Here is a 23,783-nt window from a genome sequence, read left to right as displayed (position 1 = left end):
GCCCGGTCACCGCGTGAGCGACGCCCGCCAGCGGTCGACGGCCTCCCGCTCCGCCGGGCCGAGATCCTGCTCGGCGAGTCTCTCCTGGTGGCCGGGCGCGTCACACATCGGGCCGAACTCGGCTTCCACGACACGGTGCGCCAGCGCGACCGCGGAGGTGGCGTCGTGCACCTTCTGCCACGTGTCGGCGCTCGCGTGCTCCGCCACCGCGGAGACGACCTGCGCAGGCAGGCCCCACAGCTGCAGCAGGTTGGCGCCGGCCTCGCTGTGGCAGGTGCCGAAGGCGGAGGTCTCGGCGGCGTCCAGGGTGGCCGGCTCCGGCGCGCCGCCGTCCGCCCACACGGCCAGCACGGCGGGGTAGCCGTCGCCCCGCGAGGAGGCCAGCACCAGCTGCCCCACCTCGTGCAGGAGCCCGGCCGTGAACGCCTCGTGCTCCCACGGCGCGCCGCCGGCGAGCAGCCGGGCCAGGTGCGACGTCCGTACGGAATGGTCGCTGAGCTCCTGGATCCAGCGCGCCGGGAGCAGCCCCGCCGGGTCGAGGCTGCGCACCACGTCGTGCATCAGCACCAGCCCGCGCACGGTCGGCGGGCCCAGCAGCGCGACGGCCTGCGACACGTTGCTGATCTGCTGGCCCACCATGCTGGCCGAGGAGTTCGCCAGCTGGAGCACCTTCGCCGCGGCGGCCGGGTCCCGCTCCACCACGGCCGCGATCGAGCCCGCCGACGAGTCCTCCGCGTCCAGCGCCCTGATCAGCTCCGGCAGGATGGCCGGCGCGCTCGGCAGCGACTGCACGATGGAGGCGTCCCGGCGCGCCGAGTCGTCGCCCGATGCCGCCTGGGCCGCGAGGAGCCGGTCCACGGTCTGCACCAGCTGCTCGCGGCTGGTGGGCTTGCTCAGGAACTGGTGCGACAGCGCCACGACGCGCAGCACGTTGTCCTCGCCGGTCTGCCCCGACAGGATCACCCGGGCCGTGCCGGGATAGCGCGAGCGGACCTCGTTGAGCAGGTCGCCGCCGTCCATGCCGGGCATCCGGAAGTCGGTCACCACCACGTCGCACGGCCGGTCCCGCATGGCTTCCAGGGCCTCGGCGCCGCCCGGCGCGAAGGAGATGTCCCACCGGGTCCGCTCGGTGCGCAGCATGCGCCGCAGGCCGTCGAGGATGCGCGGCTCGTCGTCGACGAACATCACGTGCGGCTTGCCGGTCATACGGGAACCTCCGCCTGTGCTTGCGTGTACTCGGGTGCGACGCGCGCCTCGACCGGCAACCGGACCGTGAAGACGGTGCCGGCGCCGGGCTCGCTGGTGAAGCCGATGGAGCCCTGGTGCCGCTCGGCGATGAGGCTGCGGATCAGGGACAGGCCCTGCCCGGTGCCCTTGCCGACCTGCTTGGTGGTGAAGAACGGGTCGAAGAGCTTGTCGGCGATCTCCGGCGGCACCCCGGTGCCGGTGTCGGCCACCTCGATGACCACCTCGTGCCCGTCGAGCCGGGTGCTCACCCGGATCCGGCCGCGGCCCCGGCCCGCCGCCTCGATCGCGTGGGCCGCGTTGACCAGCAGGTTGAGCATCGTCTGATTGATGTCGCCGACGTGGCACATCACCAGAGGAAGCTCGGCCAGGTCGGTCTCGACGTCCGCCACCTGCCGGATCTCGTTGGCGGCGACGATCAGCGCGTTGCGGATGGCCTCGTTGAGGTCGGCGGGGCTCTTGGCGTCCGTGCCCGGATGGCCGAACGCCTTCATGGCCCGCACGATCGTGGCCACCCGGTCGACGCCCTCCAGGGTCTGCCGGATCGCCATGGGCGCCTCCTCCAGCAGGAAGTCGACGTCGAGCTCGAGCATCCGCCGGGCGAGGTCGTCGTCGGCGGAGCCGAGCCGGTCCCGCACCTCGGCCATCAACTCCAGCAGCTCGCCGAAGGACTCGTCGAGGAACCGCACGTTGTCGCCGATGAACTGCATCGGTGTGTTGATCTCGTGGGCGATGCCGGCGGCCAGCCGGCCCACCGACTCGAGCTTCTGGGCGTGCCGCAGCTCCAGCTCCAGGCGCTGCCGCTCGGAGATGTCCCGGGCGTTGAGGACGAGGCTGCGGGAGCCGTCGTGCTCGGTCACGTAGGCCACGAAGACCTCGAACTCGATCCACGCCTCGGTGCCGGGACCGCGCAGCCGGCGGATCTGGGCGCCCTTCTGGCCGGGCGCCAGCGTGTCGGCGAGGTCGTCGGGGTGGATCAGCGAGTGCAGCTCCCGGCCGGTGAGCGCGTCGCGCGGCACGCCGAGCAGCCGGGCGGCGGCCGGGTTGGCGAACCGGATCGTTCCCTGCGCCGAGCAGAGCAGCAGCGCGTCGTATGAGTGGTCCACCACGACGTTCAGCCGCGAGCGCGTGAGGAGCTGGTCGAGGGTGAGCGCCGCCTCGTCGGCGAGCGTGGACAGGGAGGGGGCGAGGTCGTCCTGCGGTGCCCGGTCGTAGGCGACGACGAGCATCCCGAAGACCTTGCCCCGGGCGGCGAGCGGCACCAGATGCAGCCGGTCCGTCGCCGGCAGCCCCAGCAGCCCGGCGAACGCGGTCGCGTCCGCGCCGGTGATCCGCGCGGAGCCGCCCGGCCGCAGAGCCTGCTGATGCTGCGGCCCGGCAGCGGCGAGCTCCACGGTGCGGTCGAGGGTCTCCGGTCCGGCCGCGCCGGCATGGCCGATCGGCCGCAGCCGCCCGGCCGCGATCGTGGCGACCACGGCCGCGCTGATCCGCTCGTCCAGGGCGACCGCCGCCCCGGCAGCGGCCTGGGCGGCCTGGCCACGGTCGGTGACGGCGGCGAAGCTGGCGCCCGCGGCAGCGACGACCCGCTCGCGCAGCGCGGCGCTGTCCCGCGCCCGGATACCCCGCGCCAGCGTGTGGTTGATGATCAGGCCGATCAGGGCGGTCGCCGTCAACGGCACGGCGTCGGACACGGGCAGGCCTTCGAAAACCACGCCCACGCCCATGATCGCCATGACGCAGAGGCCGCCGAGGACCTGGTCGACGCGGTTGCCGTACAGCGCCCGGAAGTTGATCCACACGTAGAGCAGCCCGACGGTGATCCCGTAGTCGGACGCCGCCGCGACCAGGCACACACAGGGCGCCTCGACAAGCCACAGCGCCCGGGGAAAGTTGCCGCGCCGATAGCCCCAGACGAGACACAGCTCGACCACCACGATGGCGGCCGCAGCCGCGACGCGTGTCGCGGTGTCGGTGTCGTGCTCCACACCGAAGAGACCGATCAGGGACCAGAGCAGGCAGAACAGCAGGAACAGCAACCGCAGCTGTCCCAGCATCGGGGCGCCCGCGGCACTCGCCCGCCTCCATCGGCCCAGCTTGATCACGAAGCTTCTCCCTAGCGCTCCATGTGGTCCCGCACCGTTACCAATCGGCACGAGACCCCGGCGCCTGAAGCCCGAGAGCGCCGGGAGGCTCAGGGGCGCCGGCGTGCCGCTCGGCAGGGTTTGTCAACGCCGCGTTTTCACCAGGCTGTTCAAGGCGGTGTCGGCCATCGGCTCACGCGTGGTCACCGGCCCGACTGCACGTGCAGCGAGTCGGAGGCACGATGCCGGTGTGGCGCGACGGCGGAAGCCTCCCGGTGAGTTCGTCTACACCGACGTCACCGTGGCCGATCCCGAAGAGGGGATACGACAAGGCATCATCGAGGTGCGCACCGCGAGCGTGGACGCCGCCAGTTGGCACGCACGCTGGGCGCGCCGGTGGGGGCGCGTCTACTTCGCCCTCGGACTGCCGTCCGCCGTCCTGGCCGGCGTAGCCGGTGCTACCGGCCTGGCAAGCACCAGCGGTCGCATCCCCGCCGCGATCATCGCCCTCGTCGCGGCCGGCTTGGGCGCGGCCGCGACCTTTCTCGACGGCGCCCGGCACCGTGAACACCACACGGCCATGTCGGCCGCCTGGCAGTCGCTGGCCAGCGACGCACACACGCATCTGCTCGCCGACGTGCCGTCCGCCGACTGGTTGCGCACTGACGGCCGGGCGGCGCTCCAAGCCCTGAGCAGGCGCCGAGCGCGCCTCTTCGGGCTGACAGCACCGTCAGCCGACGAGCAGAGCCCAGCATCGTAAGACGCCGGGCCGTGCCGCGGTTCCTCGGCGGGCTGGACGACCTCGGGTTGCGGGGCGCGCCGGTTGTCAGCGGCGTTCCGGCTCGTCCGGGTCCGCCACCCGGGCCGCCAGGGCGACGGCCAGGTCCACGGCGGCCACGACCTCGGCGTCGGCGAGGGGGAAGCGGGTGCTCTCGTGCGCGCGGATGGACCGCGTGATGTGCAGTTCGTAGCCCACGCCGCCATCATGGCCGAGCCGCCGAGCGTGCGGTGTGTGGTGTCAGTCGAGGACTGTCGTCGAGCGGCCCCCGTCGACGGTGTACGCGCCCGCGGCCGGCGTGCCGAGCGCCGTGGGAGTCAGGGTCAGCGAGACGACGCCGCCGGGCAGGGCGCGTGTGCTCGCGTCCGTGGCGGCGAAGGTCGCGGGGGTCGCTCCGTCGGGGAACAGGCGTTTGCCGGCGCCGACGACGACCGGGTACTGGAGCAGCCGGTAGCGGTCGACGAGACCGGCCCGGTGCAGCGTCTGCACGAGTTTCCAGCTGCCGTGCACCTGGAGCTCCTTGCCGGGCAGCGCCTTGAGCCCGCGTACCCGCTCGATCACATCGCCGCGGAGGACCGTCGCCGGGGTCCAGGCGGCCTGCTCGTCCGTCAGCGTGGTGCTGACGACGTACTTCGGCAGGGTGTTGAGCGGTGTGGCGATCGGGTCGCCCGGCGCGGTGACGTTCGGCCAGTGGCCGCCGAGGAGGCCGTAGGTCGTACGGCCGAAGAGGAACGCCCCGGCCTCACCGAACCAGCCTCGTACGATCTCGTCGGTGTGCGCGGACGCGTGCGGAACGAGCCAGCCGCCGCGGTCGAAGCCGCCGGAGCGGTCCTCGCCGGGGTTTCCCGGTCCTTGCACGACGCCGTCGAGGCTGACGAAGACGTTGACACTGAGCAGCACGATCATCCTCCGAAAGTCCAGATGGACGGAGGCTAGCTGCCCGGTCGCGGGGAGATCTTGTACAAGAACGACAGCGCGTTGCCGCCCGCCCGGAGCCCTCGCGCGGTGTGCCCGACGTACCGCCGCAGCGCATGGGCCAGGTGCGCCTGGTCGAAATAGCCCAGCTCCGGCACGACAGTGCGCCAGTCGTGGCCGTCGCGCAGCATCGTGGCCGCGGCGTTCGCGCGATCGATCTGGATCACGGCGGTCTCGGACAGGCCGGTGATCGCGCGGTATCGCCGCTGAAGGGTCCGCCGGGACGGGCGCCGCGGGCTTTCGAGGGCCGATCGCACCAGCAGGCCCGCGTCCTGGAGGCGCCGGGCGAACTGCTCGGCGTTCTCGTACGTCGGCGCTTCCCACTCCGCGCCGCCGATGACGACGCGGCCGCGGTCCGTCACCGGGAACGACACGGCCCCGTCGACGATCGAGGCCGCGGGATGCGGCCGCAGGCCGGTGCCGAGCGTGAGACGCATGCCGAGGAACTCGGCGTCCGCCGGGACCGGCGCGGTGGTCGCCCTCGTCTCCGGTCCGCGCAGGCTGACGTGCAGGTGCCCGCGGACCCGCGTGACGATCAGCTGGCAGCACGTGCGCGCCGCGGAGGTCATCGTGCCCGCGCCGTCGCTGGCGGTCCGCCAGACACGGTCGACGAGGCTCGCGCCGGTGTCGCGATGCTCGAACAGCAAGCCGCCGGGAACGGCCTGCGGCCTACGCGGTGAAACGGCTCGCCCCCAGGATCTTGGTGATCGCGACCTCGATGACGACGCGCTGCGGGTTGGGGCGCGGCGTGCGGTACCGGACCGCGTAGCGCTTCTCCGCCTCGGTGACGGCGCCGGGGTCGTCCTTGACCACGGCCAGTCCTTCGACGGTCGTCCAGCGGGGGCCGTCGACCTGGCAGATGGCGACGCGGGTCTGGCCGTTGCGGACGTGCCGGACGTGGGCCGACGTCGCCGACGAGATGACGCGGGCCAGGCCGGCCGGCGGGTCGAGGGTGGCACCGACGGCCACCACGTGCGGGGAGCCGTCGGCCCGCAGCGTGGTCAGCGTGCACAGGTGACGCTCGGTCCAGAAGTCCAGCAGTTCCTGGTTGTCCAGGGACACTCGCCCGCTCAACGGCTTTCCTCTCACGCGGTCTCGGCCGGCAACCGGCCCTGTCGTACCGCCTTCACCAGGGCCGCGTGGTCGCTTTCGACCTGGTCGGCGTAGGTGCGGGCGAAGCGGCACATCGCCTCGGCCAGTTTGCCGCTGCCACCGATGTACCCGGCGATCATGGAGGCGCCACTCGTCCGGGCGTGTGATTTGGCCAGCAGGTAGCCGCAGATGCCGGCGTAGTCGGCGAGCGCGCCCGCGTCGATGCCCTCGACGACGATGGCGCCCTTCATGTCGCGGAACTGGCGCACGTAGAACTGGATGTCGCCGACCGTCGTCCAGCCCAGCAGCGGGTCCGAGACCGTCTGCAGCGCCTGCTGGTATTCGACGACGCGCTGGCCCTGGTGGCGGTGCCACGCCGAGTCGCCGTGCTGGTGGCGGGCGATCACCGAGCGCCGGGCCTGCTTGAGCTGGAGGAAGACCACGTCGTCGGGGCTGCTGCCCTCGCAGAGCGCCACGTAGGCGCGCAGGCCCACCGAGCCGACGCCGACCACCTTGTGCGCGATGTCGACGATGCGGTAGCCGGCCAGGATCCGCGCCCAGTGCGGCGGCAGCGAGGTGAGGTAGCCGTCCAGCGCCTCCGCGAGCCGGTCGCGTTCCTCGTCGCTGGGGCGGGTGATCAGCGGCGGCTCCTCGACGAGGCGGGCCGTGCCGTCGTGGCGTTCGGTGAAGCGGGGCAGCGCGCGGTCGCTCGTGCGCCGGCGGGCGCGGCGTGCCGCCCGTTCGATCTCGGCCTTGAAACTGGCGCGGGTGGCCGCCGAGCGCAGCCGGTCGACGTCGAGCTGGTCGAAGGATCGGGCCAGCAGCGGCTGCTCGGCCAGGTGCGCGATCTGCACCTGGTACTCCTCGACGCAGTGCTCGACCGCGTCGGCGCAGGCGCTCTCGCGGAAGCCGTTCTGCCGGCCGGCCACGTGCACGCTGACGGCGAGGCGGCGCAGGTCCCACTCCCACGCGCCGGGGTGCGCCTCGTCGAAGTCGTTGAGGTCGAAGACGAGCTCGCGCTCCGGCGACGCGTAGAAGCCGAAGTTGCCCAGGTGGGCGTCGCCGCAGATGACCGGGGTGATGCCGGTGGCGGGCAGCCCGGCGAAGTCGTCGGCCATCACGTTCGCCGAGCCGCGCAGGAACGCGTACGGCGAGGAGATCATGCGGCCGACCCGGATCGGCACGAGCCACGGCTGGCGGCCCTGGTTCGCCTCGATCACCTGCTGGACCGGGTCGGCCCGGTCGGCGGCCGGCCGCCAGAACGCCATCTCCGAGCGGTGGGCGCGTTCGCGCAGCGAGCGGCCCAACTCGTACCGCTCGGCGCGCGGGCGCGCCTGCCGCCGCAGCGAGACGAAGCCGTCGTCCTGTCCCACGTCCACCACGACGTGCCCGTTACCTTGTTGCATCACGGGCCAGCCTAGAGGGGGCGGGAAGCGCACACTCACCCAGCACAACCCGTACGAGCGACGGGAAGGTGACGCACGGGGAAACGTCAGCGGAATCAGCGCGCCGCGGCCACCCCGAAGGAGGACGGCGCCACGCCCGGGAAGACCTGGGACAGCGATCCCACGCCGCACCGCTTCTGCAGCACCTCGCCGATCACCGCCCGGTAGTCGGTGGTCGCCGCGAGGTCGCCGGCCACCAGCGCGCCCGGCGCGAGCCCGGGCCAGCGGGTGTGGACCTTTCCTCCCCGTACGCCTCCGCCCAGCAGCAACATCGCGTTGCCGTGCCCGTGGTCCACGCCGCGGGAGCCGTTCTCGGCGACGCGGCGGCCGAACTCGCTGATCGTCAGCAGGGTCACCGACGCCATGCCGTCCGGCCCGAGGTCCGCGGCGAACGCGGCGAGCGCCAGCGCCAGCTCCGTCAGGTTGTCGTACATGCGCTGGCCCTTGACCCCGGTGCCGAGACCCTCGTGCATGTCCCAGTCGCCGCAGTCGACCGCGGCGGTCGCCAGGCCCACCTTCGCCTTGATCAGGCGGGCGACGTCGCGCAGGGCCGCGCCGAGCTCGGTGTCGGGGTAGGTGGCGCCGTTGGCGGGCGTGTAGCCGGCGGCCTTCAGCGGCGCGGCCGCGGCCAGCGCGCGATCCGCGGCGAGCGCCGGGCCGGACAGCGGCGCGGGCGCGTCCCCGTACATGGCTCGCAATGCCGCCGCCCGCGGGCGCTTGGCCGACTCGCCGGCCAGCGTGAACTGGTCGATCGACGCCATCGACACGTCGGCGGACGGGCCGGCGAACAGCCGCTTCGGCATGGCCTCGCCGACGGAGACGCCGGCGAGCGCCCCGGCGGCGCCGGTGACGCCGAGCATCCGGTCGAGCCAGCCGGTGCGCACCGACGTGCCGGGCGCGGCGTTCTCCATGGCCTCCATCGCGGCGAAGTGCGAACGGGTCGGGTTGGGCTGCCCGACGGCGTGCACCGCGGCCAGCTTGCCGTTCTGCCAGTGCGGCAGCAGCGGGGCCAGCGCGGGGTGCAGGCCGAAGGTGCCGTCTCCGGCGATCACCTGGCTCTTCGGCACGCCGATGGTGGGCCGGGCCTTGTAGTAGTCGGCATCGCCGATCGGCACGATCGCGGAGAGCCCGTCGAAGCCGCCGCGCAGCGAGAGCACGACCAGCGTGTCACCGGTGTAGCCGGGCGCGGCGTACGCCATCTGGGTGGAGACCCCGGCCGCGGCGGCACCGGCGAGGGCGCCGCCGAGCACGGTGCGCCGGCGGACGGGCTTCTCACGGCAGTCGAACGAGAACATGGTCACCTCAGCTGGAAGGACGGCGCGTCGAGAACCGTGGCGATCAGGTACGGCGCGTGGCCGGCGAGCGACTTGTCGGACGAGGTCAGAGGACTGGTCGGCAGCTTTCCGGCCACGCTGAGCACGGCGGCCGTGTGCGTGGCGGGCAACGTCACCCCGATCAGCCGTACGGCGAGAGCGTCCACCAGCGCCCCGTACGTCTTGGGCAGGGTCGGCACCAGGGACTTGAGCAGATCCGTGGGGCGGGTGAGCTCCTTGGGATACCAGCCGGCGGCCAGGTTGAGGTGGTTGTTGCATCTGAGCAGGAAGCCGGACGGCGACGCCCACGCCTCGGCCACGTCCGGGAAACCGTTCGGCGGACTCCACCGAAACGGCGCGTTCCCGGCGTTGACCAGGGCGTTGTAGAGCGCGTCGAGGGCCTTGACGCCGGAGCTCTCCGGGCCGAGCCCGAGCGCGCGGATGGTGGCGATCAGGTCCTCGAACGGCGTGCGGGTCTTCGCCCCGATCGACGCGGCGAACTCCGGCGAGGTGAACAGCGCGCGCAGCACCGGCTTGATGGCCGTGTCGTTGTCGAGGTAGACCTTCACGAGCTTGGTCACCAGCGTGGCCGGGGCCTGGTCGGCCACGAAGCGGCGGCACAGCTTGGTGGCGATCTGCTGAGCCGTGGCGGGGTGCCGCGCCAGGTGGTCGGCGAAGGCGAGGGCGGCGGCCTCACCGCCACCCGCCGTCGCGTTCGCGTGCCTGAAGCCGAGGATGTCCACGGCGCCGGTGACATGCTTCGATCCGTCGTACGTGTAGAGCCCGGCCGTGGTCACCGTCAGTCCCGTCAGCAGCCGCGCGGCCGCGGCCACGTCCGCCTCGGTGTAGACCAGGCCGACGGTGTGCAGCTCCATCAGCTCGCGCGCGTAGTTCTCGTTCGGGTGCGCCTTGGTCGAGCTGCGGTTGTCCAGGTACGTCAGCATCGCCGGGTGCCGCATCGACGCCTTGAGCATGTCGGCGAAGCGCCCGAACGCGTGCTTGCGGATGACCTGCGCGTCGTAGTCGGCGCGGCTGTCCCACACCCCGCTCGACGGCGCGGTGACGTGCAGGACGTTCGACCAGAAGGCGACGGTGCTCTCGAACAGCTGACGGTTGCTCCACGCGGCGCGCGCCACGGCGGCGCGGCCCAGTTGCTTGAAGGCGTCGTACGAGTGCTTCGGCAGCTTGGCGCGCACGGTGGCGATCGAGGCGCCGGCCAGCGGCAGCCGCGCGATGAGGGCGTCGCAGGCCGCGTCGTCGATCTTCGCGGGGTCGAGCTGCCAGTCGAGCCAGCCCTCGGCGCCCCGCTTCCGCACCTCGGCGAGCGCGGCGGGCGTGGGGCCGAACGCGGCGCGGCGCAGCAAGTGCGCTCCCTGGTCAGTCCCGAGCGACAGGGCGGACGTGGTCGCCGCGGAGGCGGGTGCCGCGGCCACGGCGAGCCCTGCGGCGGTGGCGGCACCGGCGGCGAGAAGCGTGCGTCGGGTCGTCATGACAGGCCCATCGGCCCGTACGCGGCTGCGAGTCGCCGCTGCAACCGTGACTAACGGACCCGCAATCCGCGCGCACCCGTACCGCGGGAGACGACTCGGACGTACGCTCAGGCCTGTGGATCAGGCTGAATCGGTACGCACCCCGTCCTCCTGGGTCGTCGTCGGTCTCGACAACGGCGGGACCTGCAACAACGCCACCGTGCTCGACGCCACGGGTCAATACCTGGTCGATCACCTGGTGGAGAGTCCGAGCCTGGTGACCGAGGGCCCCGAGTCGGCGATCGAGGCGCTCGCCGAGGCGTTCCACAACATCCTCGATCTGACCAGCACACCCCTGACCCTGGTGCGAGCGGTCGGCCTCGACACGCCCGGCCCGGCCAGCGCCACCGGCGTGATCTCGTCGAAGGGCTCGACGAACTTCAACCAGAAGTCCTGGCACGGCTTCGACATCCGCGGCGCGCTGGAGGCGCGCATCGGCCTGCCGGTCTACTACGCGAACGACGCGAACGCGGCCGCGCTCTACGCCCACTACCGCCTCTTCGGCGCCGATTCGACGACCAGGTCCTCGGTGGCGGCGATCGTCGGCACCGGCCTCGGCGGCGGCGTCGTCGAGAACGGCAAGGTCGTCAGCGGCGCGGCGGGCATGGCCGGCGAGCTCGGCCACGTGCAGATCCCGCTGCACGGCGTCCTCGAGAACGACCAGCCGGTGCCACAGTGCAACTGCGGCTTCGAGGGCGACGTGGAGAGCATCGCGTCGCTGACCGGCATCAAGAAGAACCTGCTGCCGTACTGGCTGACGAAGTTCCCCGGCCACCCGCTCGCCGCCGAGCCCATCCCGACCGCCGCCAAGATGCTGCGCGGCTACGGCGAGAAGGACGACCCGCTGGCGCTCGCGGTCTTCGGCCAGCAGGCCAAGGCCATCGGCAAGCTGTTCACGATCGCCGCCAACTTCACCGACCCGGACGCCTACCTGCTCGGCGGCGGCGTCGTCGAGGCGGCCCCCCACTTCCGCCAGTGGTTCCTCAACGCCGTACGCGAAAGCACCGACCTGCGAGCCGAACAGCAGGCCGCCGCCACCTTCGCCCTGGTAGCCGACCTCGACATGGCCGGCGCCCGCGGCGCGGCGGTGGCGGCCCTGGAGGCCGTCCGGGAGGCGCGCGGCCTGTAGGACTCGCCTCACGCGGGCCATCTGCGCCCCCGCAACCGGCGCTGGGGGCACGCCATCGCCTCCGGGCGGGAGACGGCCGGGCGTTCAGTCGCCGACCACCGCGAGCTCGGCCGACCGGCGCCGTCGCGGGCTGGTGCCCTGCCGCTCGATCCGGAGAAGCTCAACATCAAGACCCACGCGGCGAGGCTACAGCCACGCGCCCGCGGGCCGCCCGCGCCGGCACGCGAACATCGTGTCTGCGGGAAATTTCGCGCGGGTGTCGGATCCGGGGGCGGTGGTTCGTGGAAGGGGTGAGGGGTGGCTGATGGGGCCGCCGGGATGAAGGAGTTTGTGGGATGGGGCGTTACCTGATCTCGTTTCCGGACGGCGCGATGGATCACATCGGGGAGCAGGAGCTGCCGGATGTGGGCAAGGCGGCGCACGCGGTGATGCAGGAGGCCGTCAGCGCCGGCGTGTTCGTGGCCGGTGGGGGGATCGAGCGTCAGCGGGCGAGTGTCGTGGCCACGGACGCGATGGTGACCGATGGCCCGTACCCGGAGACCAAGGAGGTCCTCGGCGGGTTCGTGGTTGTCGAGGTGGCGTCCCGGGACGAGGCGCTGACGTGGGCGGCCAAGATCGCCGGGGCGTGCCGGTGCGCGCAGGAGGTGCGGGAGCTGATGCCGGACCCCGAGCTGGACGCGATGGTGCGTGCGGCCGGCGGGGATGACGGCAGTCGCTGAGGACGGCCCCGGCGGCGAGCGAGGTCGCCGCCCCCGGGGCCGCTGGTGCTACTCGCTGAACTCCGTTACCGAAAGCGCCCTGTCCACGCGGCCCGCGGCCAGGTCGTCGTGGCGGATGACGAAGGTTCCGCGATAGAAGTCGTCGGACAGGGTGAAGCGGGCCAGCGACACCCATTCGCTCGACAGGCGGTGCTTCTCCCGCTCCAGGTGGGAGTACCACTTCGCCACCGGGACGGTGATCTCGCCGGCCTTCTCGCGGGTCGCGAGGGATTGCTCGGCGATGCTCGTGATGACCTCGTCGTCGAGGTAGCCGCCGAGGTAGGCGGTGGCCAGGCCGCTGTCCCGCGGCCAGAGCTCGTCCGCCAGGGCGCGGAGGTCGTCCAGGTGGGGCAGGTCGCGCTCGAGGTCCCGGGCCAGCTGCTCCTGGAAAGGCGAGAGATCGTCCTCGTCCTCGTCCTCATCCTCGTCCGGGTCGATCCAGTCGGGCAGATCGGCGACGAGGGTGGCGGTGAGGTCGTACTCCTTGCCCTCGAACGTGAGATCGGTGCCGGCCGGGACGTGCACGACCCGGGCGTACCGGTGCTCCCAGGCGGCGTCGTCCAGGTGATCCTTCTCGTGGTCCAGGAAGAACAGCAGCGTGCCGTCGGCCGGGAGGGCGAAGCCGTCGACCTCGGGCAGGGCGGCACAGTCGACGGAGAAGATGAACGGCAACGACGAGTCGACGCCCACGGGGCGGCCGCCGTACTGGCCGACCGGTGCGCCGCCGGAGCGTCCGCGTCCGCCCAGGCGGATCGTCACGCGCAGATGCGAGGTGAACGTGCTGATCTCGTCGCCGGGGATGCCAAGCTCGAGTGCCGCGCGACGGAACTGTCCCTGATGATCCATGGCCCAGCATGATGCCCGACAAGCGCACCCTCCCGGGCGACGCGGCCTCGACGGCTCAGAGGGCGGCGGCGACGTGCTCCAGGGCGGTGCGCAGGTCGGCCAGGCTCAGATGGCCGAAGCCGACCCGCACGACGCGGTCGTCCTCGCCGAACCAGGAGCCCGGGGCCACGCGGGTCTCGGACGCCCGCAGGGCGGCGTGAAACGCGGGGACGTCGATGCCGGCGGGCAGGCGCACGCAGCAGAGCGGGCCGCCGTCGGGGACGACGATCTCGACGGGGTGCTCGTCCGCCCAGCCGAGCAGCAGGTCCAGGGCCTCGCGCAGGAACGGGCCGCTGGTGGTGCCGCGCTGCAGGACGCGGGTGGCCAGGTGCTCGTCGATCGTGGAGCAGGCGATGGCGGTGTCGAACTTCGCCGCGCGCAGGCGGTCGTACAGCCCCGGATCTGTCGTGGTCAGCCAGCCGGTGCGCAGGCCGGGGGCGCCGTGCGCCTTGGACAGCGACGAGCAGGTGACGATGCGCGGCGACAGCGCGGCGGCGGAGGGCGGGACGGCGGTGTTGCCGTAGACCGACTCGCGGTACGTCTCGTCGACGAGGATCAGTGCGCCGGGGGCGCGGCGGGACACGATCGTGAGCAGCGCCTCCAACTCGGCCGCTGTCAGGCGTACCCCCGAAGGGTTCTGGGGTGAGGCCAGCGAGACCAGGTCGGTGTCCGGGGCGAGGGCGGCCTCGATGCGGTCGAGGGGCAGGCGGTAGCCCTCGTCGAAGCGGGCGGGCACGACGTCGACGCGGGCGCCGCGCGAGGCGGGCAGGGTGCGGGCCGGCGGGAAGCACGGCGTGACGAGCAGGACGCGGCGGGCGGGGATCAGCGACATCGCGTGGATGGCGCCGACCGTGATCAGCACGTCGTCCGCGCCGACGCCGGTGCTCTCGGCGATCAGCATGCGCAGGACGGGGTCGCCGCGGCTGGTGCCGTAGCCGAGCGGGATCTCGGTGAGGCCCTTGAGGTCGTCGTCGGTGAGCCGCAGGGGCGGGCAGGTGCTCTCGGCCAGGTCGTAGCGGACGGTGCTGTCGATCAGGGCGGTCATCGCGCTCATACGTTCATCGTCGGGTCCGGAGGGCTCGCGCGAGGAGGGCCAATGCCCCTAGATTGGTCTGTCGATGGAGCCAATCGGGATCGTGGAGCGCCTGGGCCGCTGGGCCTCCGGGCGCGGTGCGCTGTACCTGCTGCTCGCGGCGCGGATCCGCGCGCTGATCGACGACGGCGAGCTGCCGCCCGGCACGCCGCTGCCCCCGGACCGCCAACTGGCGGCGGCGCTGGCGGTGGGCCGCAGCACGGTCGTCGCGGCGTACGACCTGCTCGTCGCGGAAGGCCGCATCGTGCGGCGCCAAGGCAGCGGCACGAGAGTGGCGGGACCGGCGGCGGGCGCGTCCCGGCCGACGACGGAGGCACCCGGATTCCTGCACCTGCTGGAGCCGCGCGACGGCGTCCTCATGATGGCCTGCGCCGCGCCGGACGCTCCCCCGCCGGCGCTGGTGGCGGCGTACGCGTCGTCGCTGGACGAACTGGCCGCGATCACCGGCGACATCGGCTACCACCCGAGCGGCCACCCGTCGTTGCGCCGCGCGCTGGCCGCACGCTACGAGCAGCGAGGGCTGCCGACGACCCCCGACCAGATCCTCGTGACCACCGGCGGGCAGCAGGCGCTGACACTGCTGGCGCGCGCCCTCGTCCGCCCCGGCGACCGGGTGCTGGTGCAGACCCCGACCTACTTCGGCGCGCTCGAGGCGTTCCGCGAGGAGTCCGCGGTGCTGCGCCCGCTGCCGGTCGACCTGCGCGGTTTCGCCTCCGCCGTGCGGACCCACGACCCCGCTCTGGCGTACGTCATCAGCACCTTCCACAACCCCACGGGCGCCGTCCTGCCACCCGGGGAACGCCGTCGCGTCGCCCGCACCGGCGTGCCCCTGATCGACGACGAGGCGCTGGCCGACCTCGGCTTCCCCGGGCAGCAGGCGCCGCCACCCCTGGCGGTCCACGACGACCGGGTGATCACCATCGGCTCGCTGAGCAAACTGGTCTGGGGCGGCCTGCGCGTCGGCTGGGTGCGCGCCCCCGCCCCGCTGATCGCCCGCCTCGCCCGCATGCGCACGGTGGCCGACCTGGGCGGCAACATCCCGGCCCAGCTCGCGGCCGCGCACCTGCTCCCCCGCCTGGCACCCGAGCTGGAACGATCGGCCCGGCTGCGCCAGGAACGCCACGACCACCTGCGGGCCGCGCTGGCCCGGCACCTGCCGACGTGGGACGCGCCGGCCGTCCAAGGTGGCCAGACCCTGTGGGTACGGCTGCCGCACGGGGACGCGCGGTCCTTCGCCCAGCAGGCGCTGCGCCACGGGGTGGCGGTGCTGCCGGGGCCGGGGCTCGACGCGACGGGCGGCAGCGACGAGCATCTGAGGATCCACTTCCTGGCGCCGCCCGAGGAGCTGAGTGAGGCGGTGCGGAGGCTGGCCGTGGCGTGGGGAGAGTATGAGCCGAGGTCGGCGGTCTATCCGCCGGCGATGGCTGTTTGAGGCCGGAAACGAGAGCGTGATCCTGCAGACACGGGCCCGATACGGTCGGCACCAAGAGTGTCGATCATGGCTGCGACACCCCCTACAGACGCCGAGCTCAACACCATGATCCGTGCTCGTCTCGCGTCTCTCGGCATTGATCTCGACCAGTTGCCGGCCGGGACCACGGCCGACCCGGCGACCGGGTCGCCCGGACGGGACTCGGTCCTCGCGTCGCTGCGCTCGTTCGTGCGCGGCAGCGTCACCACCCTCGCCTCCTTCCAGCTGCCCGCCCCCGCCGGCAGCGACCCGGCGCATGCTGCCGCTCTCTCGCAGCAGCCCGCGCCGATGCTCTACCCCTCGATCAGCACCGCGTGGCGCCGATGAACCGGCCCGCTGAGGTCCCGGCCGCCGGGGCGGACCGCGCCACGTCCGCGTTCAACCGGCGGCTCTTCCTGGCCCGGACTGCGGCGATCACCGCCGCGGCGGCGGCCGGGGCAGCCGCGCTACCCGCCGCCGCGTCCGCCTGGTCCGGTAGGACGCCGAAGTTCAGCGACGCCGCCTACGCCAGGCCGCGCCCCGAGGCCCTTGCCGACCCGACCGAGCTGACCGTCGCCGAGGCCGCCTGGATGATCCGGTACGGCAAGCTCAAGCCGGCCGCCCTGGTCGAGGCGTACCTGTCCCGGATCGGCGCCTACGACGCGGTCTACCAAGCGTTCAACACGGTCCTGGCGGACCAGGCCCGGGCCGCCGCGGAAGCCGCCGGCAGGCGGACGCCGAGCACCCCGCTGCACGGCATCCCGCTCGCCATCAAGGACAACTATTGGACGCAGGGAGTGCGGACGACCGCCAACTCGTACCTGTTCCAGGACTTCGTCCCGCCCTACGACGCCACCGCGGTGGCCCGTCTCAAGAAAGCCGGCGCGATCGTGCTCGGCAAGACCCAGATGGGCCCGCTCGCCACCACCCGGGCGACCACCCCGGACGGCCGGATCACGACGGTCAACGCGTGGACGCCCGGCAACCCGGCCACCGACCCGGGTGGGTCGTCCACCGGCACGGCCACCTCGGTCGCCGGCCGGATGGCGACCTCCGGAACCGGCACACAGACCGGCGGTTCGATCACGGCGCCGTCGAACGCCCAGAACCTGACCGGGCTGAAGCCGACGATGGGCCGGGTGTCGCTCGCCGGGATCATCCCGCTCAGCTACACCCGTGACCATCCCGGCCCGCTGGCCCGGGATGCCCGGGACGCGGCGATCATGCTGACCGCGATGGCGGGCGAGGACCCGGCGGACCCGCGAACGCAGGGACTGCCCGAGATGCCAGACCTGATCGGCGCGGCCACGCCGGTCGTGTCCCGGGGCCGGTGCCGGGTCCGCGCCAAGGTCCGAGTCGGAGTCCTGCCAGGCTACGCCGCCGACCCGGCACGCCAGGCATTCCTCGCCGTTCTGGACAAGATCGACGGCATTTCGCTGGTCGACGTGCCGTTTCCTGAGCAGTGGGACCTGCTGACCGGTACCGAGTTCAACAACGTGCGGCTGCCCGAGCGCAGCGAGCCGTTCATGCCGTTGCTGCGGTCGGACCTGCGCGGCTTCGGCGTCTCGGTGACCGGGTGGCTGCAGGGAGCGCTGCTCGGCGCCGGCGAGTTCATCACCGGGCAGCGGGCCAAGCTGCTGCTGCTGGAGCGGGTGCTCGACCAGGTCTTCGCCAAGTGCGACGTGGTGGTGCAGACCAGCCCGGTGCCGTTCGACATCCTCGGGCTGCCGGAGATCGGGTTTCCGATCGGCGTCACGGCGGCCGGGGTGCCGATCGGGACGATCCTCGGCGGCGCGCCGTACGAGGAGGACCGGCTGCTGTCCGTGGTCGGCGCCTACCAGGCGCTCACCGACTGGCATCACCGGCGGCCGGTCGATCCGGTCGCCCCGGCGGCGTCGGCCCGATCGCGCACGGCGGCCGGCGACCGTGGCCGGCTGACCGCCGAGGACGTGGCCGACCAGATGCAGTAGCCCTCGCGCCACGCCGCCACCACGCCGGTCTCGCCACGCTCGTGGACGGCGAGACCGGCCTGCCCAGTCCGACCACGACTCCCGATCAGAGGCGCCCGTCCGAGGTGAAGGGGCCGACCTTGGCCGGCAGGACCAAGCCCGCCGCCGACAGGGCCGTGAGCAGGTCGAGCAGCTCGCGCCGGGTGAGGGCGCCCGGGGTCGGCGGGTCCGGATGGGGCACGCCGAGGGCCTTGGCGGTCTCGACCGCGCGGGTGGCTATGGCGGCCTCGACGGCCCAGAGGCGGTGGGCTCGCATGGCCAGGTGGGCCGAGGCGGTCAGGTCGCTGTGCAGGCGCAGCAGGCGGCGCAGGTCGGCGGCGAGCTGTTCGATCGGGGGGCCGAACGGCTGGGGCGGCGGTGGGTGCAGGGCGCGCCAGCGGTCGGCGACGGCGCCGCAGAAGCGGGGGGCGTAGACGACTGCCGCGCCGATCAGGGTCGGTGCGGCGACTATGAGGGCTAGCTTCCCGACGTCGAGGACGGACACTGCGGGCTCCCTTCCGGTTCGACGATCCGCCCGGTCCAGCAGACCGTCAAGGCGATTGCGGCCGCCGGACAGGCTGTGTGCAGTCACCGCGAAATGTGTTGGATGGCCGACTCGCGATCTTCGGGAACGCGCTACTTCTAGCGGGTCTCGGCGGGCGATCGCCCGCACGATCGGAGCCATGGAGATGATCGGGCGGGACGAGGAGATGCGGCGCTTCGCCGCGCTGCTCCGGCGGAGCAGGGCCGCGGCGGGCCGGCCGACGGTGCTGGTGCTCGACGGGCCGCCGGGCATCGGCTGCCGGCGCCTGCTGCGGGAGATGGCGACCGCGGGACGGGACATGAGCGAGGCGGTGAGCACGGGCCGCGCCGTTCAGGTGAGCAAGAACCTGATCGTGGCCGCGAGGCAGCACGTGCCCGCGGACACCCCCGCCGAGGTGCAGCGGATGGTGCTCGGGCCGCTGGGGCGGGCGGACGTGCGGCGGCTGGTGGAGGCGCGGCTCGGGACCGTCGCCGGAGAGCGGCTGCTCGACCTGGTGCGGGTGGCGGCGGGACGGCCGGGGGCGGTTCTCGAGCTGGTCGCCGACCTGCGGGAGGAGGGGCTGCTGCGGGGTGGCGAGGTCATCGCCGTACGACTGCCCGAGCGCACCCGGGCGCGGCTGGCCCACCGGCTCGCCGGTCTCTCGCCGGCGGCGCGGCATCTGGTGCAGGTGGCCACGGCGCTGCGGTCGCCGTTCCCGCCCGCGCGGCTGAGTGCGCTTCTCGGGGACGGTGTGGCGCGGCTGGTGCCGCACATCGAGGAGGCGCTCGACTCGGGCCTGCTCGTCCCGGCCGGTGAGGGGTTCGGGTTCAGCCACGATCTCGTACGAGCGGTGGCCGAGGCGTCGATGCCGCACGCGGTGGCGGCCGCCCTGCGCCACGAGCACCGGCCCGGCCGCCCCCGGGCGACGGCCGCCGCGCACCCGGCCGCCCGGCAGGCGCCGCGGACGGCGGACTGGAGTCTGCTGAGCGAGCGCGAGCTGGAGATCGCCGAGCTGGTCGGCCAGGCGCTGACGAACCGGCAGATCGCGACCAGGCTGGGCCGGTCGCCGCACACCGTCAACTATCACCTGCGGCAGATCTTCCGCAAGCTCGGCCTGGCGTCGCGGGTGGAGCTGGTGTCCGTCCTCGGACGGCGCGAGTCTCAAACGGCGTAGAGCCAGTCCATGGCGCCCGGCGGCGACGAAGCCAGGGCGCTGTCCCGCTGCCGCTGCTCCTCCCCGTCCGGGAGGTGGTAGGTGCGCAGCCCGGCCCGGGACAGGTCGACGACCCGCGTGACCCGCGAGCGGCGCGACGCTTCGAAAGCGTCGAAGGACCCGGAGCATCGAGCGAGCGCCACAGCGTCCTCCACAGCTTGCGCGGCACCCTGCGCGGCGAACGGCAGCATCGGATGCGCGGCGTCCCCGATGAGCACCACCCGCCCGTGATGCCAGGACGGCAGCGGTGGCCGGTCGCGCAGCCTGTGCGGTGTCAGCGGCCCCATCCGCTCGACGAGCCGCAGCACGGACGGGTGCCAGCCGCCGAACGAGAGGTGCCGGGTCACCAGGACCACGTTGACGTCGCGGCAGGACCGATCGACGGGGTACGCCACGCAGTGCGCTCCGGGGCCCAGCCACACCACCACCCGGTCGAGGCCCACGTCGGGCACCACCGCGCGGTAGGCCACGTACCCGCTGTCCCGTAGCGGCGCCGCGCCGACGAACTCCCGGACCACCGAGCTCAGCCCGTCCGCACCGATCACCACGTCGGCCCGGGTGGACGAGCCGTCCGCGAAGAGCAGGCCCTCCGGCGAGACCGCGGAGACACGACGGCCAACGTGTACGGACGGAGCGCGCAACGCCGCGATCAGCGCGCCCCGCCGCATCGTGTAGTACGGAGCCCGGTACCGCCCCAGATCGGCTCGGGTGATCACCGAGTCGTCCCGCCACCGCCGGATCTCGCGGACCGCCGGCCGGGCCGCCGACGCGAACACCCGCTCGCCGGCCAGCTCGTGCAGCGCCGCCGCCGCGTTCGGGGAGATCTGGATCCCGTACCCCTCGAACGGAAGCGACGCCTGCCGTTCGTACACCTCGCAGGAAAGGCCCTGCCGGCCGAGGGCGAGGGCGGCCGTGCGGCCGCCCACCCCGGCACCGACGATCGCGATCCGGCGCACGGTCGCCGCCTTTCAGTAGTACCGCAGGGCCCGGTCCCAGTTCTCGTCCGCCGTGAACAGGCTGCGCGGCTTCATGATCTCGCCGGTGGCGGTGAGCGCGCTCGGGGAGACGAGCGTGCCCGGCGGCACCGCGTCGACGTACGCGCCGGTCGCCGCCGTCAGCTCGCGCGTCGCCGCGTGCCGGAAGCGCTCGGCGACCTCGATCTGGAGGTGGACGCGCGCCGGCAGCAGCCGGGCCCGCCAGAACATCACGCCGTACTCCGCGGGCAGCCGGAACACGGCGTCCTCCAGCTCGGCGTGCGCGGAGCCGGACCGCCCGAGCACCCGCACGGCCGGCAGCTCCCAGCCGCAGGGACAGTCCCGGTAGGACACCTCGACCCGGTCGCCGATGTGATAGCGCAGCAGCGGCATCGCCTCGCGGGCCAGCGGCGTCACGACGAGCTCGCCGGCGCCCTCCTCCGCGGTGCGGCCGGTCGCCGGGTCGTACACCTCGAAGATCGCCCGATCCGCCCAGAGGTGCAGCGTGCCGTGCGGGCATTCGCCGGCGAGCCCGCCCGTCTCGCTGGAGCCGTACTCCTGCACGACCGGCGCCCGCCAGATCTCCGCGATCCGGTCGCGCCGGGCCTGCCCCAGCGGCTCGCCCGCCACCAGCAGCGCGCGCAGGGCCGGGAAGTCGTGCCCGGGTCGCAGGCCGGCCCGCTCGGCCGCCGCCGCCCACAGCAGGGTGTCGGTCGGCAGCGACCAGGTCAGCGTCACGTCCAGGTCGTGCATCAGACGGACCACTTTGGCGTACGGGGTGGCGAGCGACCGGTTGTCGGCCGGCACCACGGTCGCCCCGCGGGCCAGCGCCGCCGCGTGCGCGACGTGGCCGGTGAGCATGAGCGCGTACGGGGTGCGTACCAGGAAGGTGTCCTCGGGGTTGATCCCGACCCGCACCCGGGAGTAGCGCTCGACGAGGTCGGCCCAGTCCGCGGCCGTGTAATAGGAGGCCGTCGGCGTGCCGGTCGTGCCGCTCGACTCGTGGTAGGTGGCGAGCCGCCGGCGGTCCACGGCGAGCATGCCGAAGGGGTACGCGTCGCGCAGGTCCGCCTTGGTCGTCAGCGGGTAGCCGGCCAGTTCCTCGCGGCTCGCCGGCACCCCGTCGCGCCGTGAGCGGTAGAACCGGGAGGCCGCTGCCGCCGCCAGGGTGGCGGGCAGCAGCGCGTCCTGGGCCTTCGCGAGACCGGTGAACAGGTCAGAGCTCATGGCACAGCTCGTCGATCGGGTAACCGACGTGGCGTTCGCGCCCGGGCAGGTAGCCGAGCACCTCGTCGCCCGGCTTGAGCTCGGTCGAGTTGAGCACCTTGCCGCCGGGGCCGAGCACGCGGACGTGCCAGTCGTCCTGCACGATCAGGTTGAGCTCCTCGCCGGTGGGTGCGACCGCGTCGACGGCGAGCAGCGGCCGCGTCTCGATCTTCACGCGGCCCACGGTCACCGGCCGGGTGCGGCCGTCGGCCCGGACGGCGAGGACGGTCGAGCCCGCCTTCAGCTCGCACAGGTACCGCGTCCGTTCGTGGTCGGCCAGCGTGTACGACATGATCGCCCCGGCGTTGACGCGGAACGGCCGCATCGGCATGTACGGCAGCGGGTGGGTCTCGCTGACGCAGAGCAGCAGCCCCCGCGAGCGCGACCCGACCAGGATGCCCTCGTCCGGGTTGAGGTGCGAGCACGTGTCCACGCAGGCGCGCTCGCCCGAGCCGCAGTGCCGCACCCCGGTGACGGTCAGCGTGACCAGGTCGATCGCGGGTGAGCTGCGCCGCACCACCTCGCTCAGCTTCGTGGCCTCCCCCGGCCCGCCCGGCCGCAGCAGCACACCGTCCGGCCCGCGCTCGAGCACGGTGAGATGCACGGACGCCTCGTCGACGCCGCCGACCTCGGTGATGATGCGCCCGAGCGAGCCGTCGGCGGCCGCCAGCACGATCTCCAGCGGGATGTGCGTGGGGTCGTGGAAGCGCAGCACCGTGATCTCGTCGCGGCGCACCCGCTCGCAGGCCACGTCGAGGCTCTCGGCGTCGGTGACGTCCACCCGGCTGCCGAAGCGCACGCCCGGATGCCGCTCGGCGAGCTCGCGCGGGTCGCCGTCCCGCACCGGGTCGACCAGCACCAGGTCGGCGGCCCCGAAGTCGGCCGGCAGGCCGCCCGGGAGATCGGCGGGGGCCAGCACCCGGCAGACCGTCGGCGGCAGCGTGGCCAGCTCGGCCGGGTCGTCCGAGACGATCGCCTCGAACCGCAGGTGCACGGCCTCCTCGGCGACGCCGGCACGCCAGGGGCCGGCCTCCCGCAGGTCGAGCCAGCATTCGCGCGCTTGATCGGCCCGGCTCATCGGATCACCGCCGGCGTGCGGTCGTGCACCACGGCGGCCAGGCGGCGCAGCATCGCGCCCGGGTCGGCGGCGGTGAAGACGAGGCGGCCCACCGCGACCCCGGCGGCGCCGGCGCGCATGGCGGCGGCCATCCGGCCGAGCACGGCGTCGGCGCCGGGCTCGGGCGGGCCACCGGCGGCCAGCACGGGCACCGGCGCGCCCGCGACGATCCGGGCCGTCGCGGCGGGATCGTCGGGCAGGGCGGTCTTGACCAGGTCGGCGCCCATCTCGGCGGCGACCGCGACGGCGTGGGCCACGAGCTCCGGCGCCCTGCCGTCGCGCACGGCCGGGCCGCGCACGTACATCATCGCCAGCAGCGGCACCGACCAGCGTTCGCACTCCTCGGCCACGGCGGCCAGGTGGGCGATCTGCGCCGCCTCGGTGCGGGAGGCGGCGTTGACGTGCACGCTCACCGCGTCCGCGCCGAGGCGCAGCGCCTCCTCGACCGTGGCCACCGGATACTTCGCGTCCGGGTCGGCCGCCATGGCCGTGCTCGCGTTGAGCTGCACCACGAGCGACAGGTCGCGGAACCGGGCCGGGCGGATCCGGCGCGCCGCGCCCTTGTGGACCACCACCCCGTCGGCGCCGTGCTCGGCGAGCCGCGCCACCAAGGTGTCCAGGTCGCCGTCGGCGCGCAGCGGGCCGGCGCCCACCGCGTGGTCGAGCGGCACCAGCAGCAGGCCGGAGCCGTCCCGGCGGCCGAGGTGCGCCAGCCTCAGGCGCCGCCCGAAGGACTCGTTTCCGTACATCGCGGAACCCCCCTGTTCGGGTCTTTCATGACGGCGAAAAGCTATCGGCGGTGCGACGCGCCGGGATCCTGCTCGTCCGGGTGGCGACCTCGGTGAACGCGCGAAAACGCAGCTCGCCCCGGAAGGGAGCCATTGACCTGTTCGGATGAGTAGTTGCCCGGAAGTGCCCGATGCGCCCGG

Annotated in this window: 23 protein-coding genes; 7 read left to right on the top strand and 16 right to left on the bottom strand. The window is 73.4% G+C overall.

The window, feature by feature from the left end:
* Positions 1-6: 6 nt before the first annotated feature.
* On the bottom strand, positions 7-1,206 hold the full coding sequence (locus Ade02nite_RS18020) for an HDOD domain-containing protein (protein WP_203764251.1): 1,200 nt from the start codon (positions 1,204-1,206) through the stop codon (positions 7-9).
* Positions 1,203-3,347 (bottom strand): two-component system sensor histidine kinase NtrB, encoded by a 2,145-nt coding sequence (locus Ade02nite_RS18015; protein WP_203764248.1) that lies wholly within the window; start codon positions 3,345-3,347, stop codon positions 1,203-1,205. The genes Ade02nite_RS18020 and Ade02nite_RS18015 overlap by 4 nt, the downstream gene beginning before the upstream one ends.
* Positions 3,348-3,576: 229 nt before the next feature.
* Between Ade02nite_RS18015 and Ade02nite_RS18010 the strand changes: the two genes are divergently transcribed.
* Positions 3,577-4,086 carry a hypothetical protein gene (locus tag Ade02nite_RS18010; RefSeq protein WP_203764245.1) on the top strand — a complete coding sequence of 170 codons (510 nt, stop codon included), beginning with the start codon at positions 3,577-3,579 and terminating at the stop codon, positions 4,084-4,086.
* Positions 4,087-4,152: 66 nt separating this feature from the next.
* Here Ade02nite_RS18010 and Ade02nite_RS18005 read toward each other — a convergent pair whose 3' ends face one another.
* From Ade02nite_RS18005 to Ade02nite_RS17975, 7 genes are all read right to left on the bottom strand, one after another.
* Positions 4,153-4,302, bottom strand: coding sequence for a hypothetical protein (locus tag Ade02nite_RS18005; protein ID WP_203764243.1), 150 nt, complete (start codon positions 4,300-4,302; stop codon positions 4,153-4,155).
* Between the two features lie 42 nt (positions 4,303-4,344).
* Positions 4,345-5,010: a dihydrofolate reductase family protein gene (locus Ade02nite_RS18000; protein ID WP_239168850.1), complete on the bottom strand. Its 666-nt coding sequence runs from the start codon at positions 5,008-5,010 to the stop codon at positions 4,345-4,347.
* Positions 5,011-5,036: 26 nt separating this feature from the next.
* Complete coding sequence (locus Ade02nite_RS17995) at positions 5,037-5,726, bottom strand: helix-turn-helix domain-containing protein (protein ID WP_239168849.1); 690 nt, start codon at positions 5,724-5,726, stop codon at positions 5,037-5,039.
* Positions 5,727-5,748: 22 nt separating this feature from the next.
* Positions 5,749-6,153: a TIGR03618 family F420-dependent PPOX class oxidoreductase gene (locus tag Ade02nite_RS17990; protein ID WP_203764241.1), complete on the bottom strand. Its 405-nt coding sequence runs from the start codon at positions 6,151-6,153 to the stop codon at positions 5,749-5,751.
* A gap of 11 nt (positions 6,154-6,164) precedes the next feature.
* Entirely contained in the window at positions 6,165-7,577 is a 1,413-nt protein-coding gene (locus Ade02nite_RS17985) for a DUF2252 domain-containing protein (RefSeq protein WP_203764228.1), read from the bottom strand.
* 95 nt (positions 7,578-7,672) lie between these two features.
* Positions 7,673-8,911 (bottom strand): DUF1501 domain-containing protein, encoded by a 1,239-nt coding sequence (locus Ade02nite_RS17980; protein WP_203764224.1) that lies wholly within the window; start codon positions 8,909-8,911, stop codon positions 7,673-7,675.
* Positions 8,912-8,913: 2 nt separating this feature from the next.
* A complete protein-coding gene (locus Ade02nite_RS17975) occupies positions 8,914-10,419 on the bottom strand; it encodes a DUF1800 domain-containing protein (protein WP_203764222.1) in 1,506 nt (501 codons plus the stop codon).
* A 115-nt stretch (positions 10,420-10,534) separates the two neighbouring features.
* Between Ade02nite_RS17975 and Ade02nite_RS17970 the strand changes: the two genes are divergently transcribed.
* The gene (locus tag Ade02nite_RS17970; RefSeq protein ID WP_203764219.1) at positions 10,535-11,587 is read left to right on the top strand and encodes an ROK family protein; all 1,053 of its coding nucleotides are present in this window, start codon (positions 10,535-10,537) and stop codon (positions 11,585-11,587) included.
* A gap of 335 nt (positions 11,588-11,922) precedes the next feature.
* Positions 11,923-12,306 carry a YciI family protein gene (locus Ade02nite_RS17965; RefSeq protein ID WP_203764216.1) on the top strand — a complete coding sequence of 128 codons (384 nt, stop codon included), beginning with the start codon at positions 11,923-11,925 and terminating at the stop codon, positions 12,304-12,306.
* 48 nt (positions 12,307-12,354) lie between these two features.
* On the opposite strand, the gene Ade02nite_RS17960 is transcribed toward Ade02nite_RS17965, so the two are convergent.
* Positions 12,355-13,191: a DUF1963 domain-containing protein gene (locus Ade02nite_RS17960; protein WP_203764214.1), complete on the bottom strand. Its 837-nt coding sequence runs from the start codon at positions 13,189-13,191 to the stop codon at positions 12,355-12,357.
* 55 nt (positions 13,192-13,246) lie between these two features.
* Entirely contained in the window at positions 13,247-14,284 is a 1,038-nt protein-coding gene (locus tag Ade02nite_RS17955; RefSeq protein WP_203764212.1) for a pyridoxal phosphate-dependent aminotransferase, read from the bottom strand.
* A gap of 64 nt (positions 14,285-14,348) precedes the next feature.
* Between Ade02nite_RS17955 and Ade02nite_RS17950 the strand changes: the two genes are divergently transcribed.
* The 3 genes from Ade02nite_RS17950 (at position 14,349) to Ade02nite_RS17940 (ending at position 17,743) form a co-directional block, all read left to right on the top strand.
* Entirely contained in the window at positions 14,349-15,755 is a 1,407-nt protein-coding gene (locus Ade02nite_RS17950) for an aminotransferase-like domain-containing protein (RefSeq protein ID WP_203764210.1), read from the top strand.
* 66 nt (positions 15,756-15,821) lie between these two features.
* Positions 15,822-16,121, top strand: coding sequence for a hypothetical protein (locus tag Ade02nite_RS17945; protein WP_203764208.1), 300 nt, complete (start codon positions 15,822-15,824; stop codon positions 16,119-16,121).
* Positions 16,118-17,743 carry an amidase gene (locus tag Ade02nite_RS17940; RefSeq protein WP_239168848.1) on the top strand — a complete coding sequence of 542 codons (1,626 nt, stop codon included), beginning with the start codon at positions 16,118-16,120 and terminating at the stop codon, positions 17,741-17,743. The genes Ade02nite_RS17945 and Ade02nite_RS17940 overlap by 4 nt, the downstream gene beginning before the upstream one ends.
* A gap of 85 nt (positions 17,744-17,828) precedes the next feature.
* Here Ade02nite_RS17940 and Ade02nite_RS17935 read toward each other — a convergent pair whose 3' ends face one another.
* Positions 17,829-18,266, bottom strand: a complete 438-nt coding sequence (locus Ade02nite_RS17935; RefSeq protein WP_203764204.1) for a hypothetical protein — start codon at positions 18,264-18,266, stop codon at positions 17,829-17,831.
* A 178-nt stretch (positions 18,267-18,444) separates the two neighbouring features.
* Here Ade02nite_RS17935 and Ade02nite_RS17930 point away from each other — a divergent pair, with 178 nt between their 5' ends.
* Positions 18,445-19,458, top strand: coding sequence for a helix-turn-helix transcriptional regulator (locus tag Ade02nite_RS17930; RefSeq protein WP_203764202.1), 1,014 nt, complete (start codon positions 18,445-18,447; stop codon positions 19,456-19,458).
* On the opposite strand, the gene Ade02nite_RS17925 is transcribed toward Ade02nite_RS17930, so the two are convergent.
* From Ade02nite_RS17925 to Ade02nite_RS17910, 4 genes are read right to left on the bottom strand one after another with little or no spacing between them, the layout of a single operon-like run.
* A complete protein-coding gene (locus Ade02nite_RS17925; protein ID WP_203764199.1) occupies positions 19,446-20,453 on the bottom strand; it encodes an FAD-dependent monooxygenase in 1,008 nt (335 codons plus the stop codon). The genes Ade02nite_RS17930 and Ade02nite_RS17925 overlap by 13 nt on opposite strands.
* A 12-nt stretch (positions 20,454-20,465) precedes the next feature.
* Positions 20,466-21,698 (bottom strand): AMP-binding protein, encoded by a 1,233-nt coding sequence (locus tag Ade02nite_RS17920; protein WP_203764197.1) that lies wholly within the window; start codon positions 21,696-21,698, stop codon positions 20,466-20,468.
* On the bottom strand, positions 21,688-22,815 hold the full coding sequence (locus Ade02nite_RS17915; protein ID WP_203764195.1) for a 3-dehydroquinate synthase II family protein: 1,128 nt from the start codon (positions 22,813-22,815) through the stop codon (positions 21,688-21,690). Before Ade02nite_RS17915 ends, Ade02nite_RS17920 begins: the two co-directional genes overlap by 11 nt.
* On the bottom strand, positions 22,812-23,603 hold the full coding sequence (locus tag Ade02nite_RS17910) for a 2-amino-3,7-dideoxy-D-threo-hept-6-ulosonate synthase (protein ID WP_203764193.1): 792 nt from the start codon (positions 23,601-23,603) through the stop codon (positions 22,812-22,814). Before Ade02nite_RS17910 ends, Ade02nite_RS17915 begins: the two co-directional genes overlap by 4 nt.
* Between the last annotated feature and the right edge of the window lie 180 nt (positions 23,604-23,783).

Source organism: Paractinoplanes deccanensis (assembly GCF_016862115.1).
Classification (GTDB): Bacteria; Actinomycetota; Actinomycetes; order Mycobacteriales; family Micromonosporaceae; genus Actinoplanes; species Actinoplanes deccanensis.
The sequence above is the reverse complement of the archived record's forward strand: the minus strand, read 5'-3'. Positions and strand labels throughout refer to the sequence as shown.

What these genes read in the sequence shown, in the direction of transcription:
- Ade02nite_RS18020 (WP_203764251.1), bottom strand. Translation starts at nt 1,206, where the DNA reads ATGACCGGCAAGCCGCACGTGATGTTCGTCGACGACGAGCCGCGCATC.
- Ade02nite_RS18000 (WP_239168850.1), bottom strand. Translation starts at nt 5,010, where the DNA reads ATGATCGTGCTGCTCAGTGTCAACGTCTTCGTCAGCCTCGACGGCGTC.
- Ade02nite_RS17985 (WP_203764228.1), bottom strand. Translation starts at nt 7,577, where the DNA reads ATGCAACAAGGTAACGGGCACGTCGTGGTGGACGTGGGACAGGACGAC.
- Ade02nite_RS17980 (WP_203764224.1), bottom strand. Translation starts at nt 8,911, where the DNA reads ATGTTCTCGTTCGACTGCCGTGAGAAGCCCGTCCGCCGGCGCACCGTG.
- Ade02nite_RS17975 (WP_203764222.1), bottom strand. Translation starts at nt 10,419, where the DNA reads ATGACGACCCGACGCACGCTTCTCGCCGCCGGTGCCGCCACCGCCGCA.
- Ade02nite_RS17965 (WP_203764216.1), top strand. Translation starts at nt 11,923, where the DNA reads ATGGGGCGTTACCTGATCTCGTTTCCGGACGGCGCGATGGATCACATC.
- Ade02nite_RS17960 (WP_203764214.1), bottom strand. Translation starts at nt 13,191, where the DNA reads ATGGATCATCAGGGACAGTTCCGTCGCGCGGCACTCGAGCTTGGCATC.
- Ade02nite_RS17955 (WP_203764212.1), bottom strand. Translation starts at nt 14,284, where the DNA reads ATGAGCGCGATGACCGCCCTGATCGACAGCACCGTCCGCTACGACCTG.
- Ade02nite_RS17950 (WP_203764210.1), top strand. Translation starts at nt 14,349, where the DNA reads ATGGAGCCAATCGGGATCGTGGAGCGCCTGGGCCGCTGGGCCTCCGGG.
- Ade02nite_RS17945 (WP_203764208.1), top strand. Translation starts at nt 15,822, where the DNA reads ATGGCTGCGACACCCCCTACAGACGCCGAGCTCAACACCATGATCCGT.
- Ade02nite_RS17940 (WP_239168848.1), top strand. Translation starts at nt 16,118, where the DNA reads ATGAACCGGCCCGCTGAGGTCCCGGCCGCCGGGGCGGACCGCGCCACG.
- Ade02nite_RS17930 (WP_203764202.1), top strand. Translation starts at nt 18,445, where the DNA reads ATGGAGATGATCGGGCGGGACGAGGAGATGCGGCGCTTCGCCGCGCTG.
- Ade02nite_RS17920 (WP_203764197.1), bottom strand. Translation starts at nt 21,698, where the DNA reads ATGAGCTCTGACCTGTTCACCGGTCTCGCGAAGGCCCAGGACGCGCTG.
- Ade02nite_RS17915 (WP_203764195.1), bottom strand. Translation starts at nt 22,815, where the DNA reads ATGAGCCGGGCCGATCAAGCGCGCGAATGCTGGCTCGACCTGCGGGAG.
- Ade02nite_RS17910 (WP_203764193.1), bottom strand. Translation starts at nt 23,603, where the DNA reads ATGTACGGAAACGAGTCCTTCGGGCGGCGCCTGAGGCTGGCGCACCTC.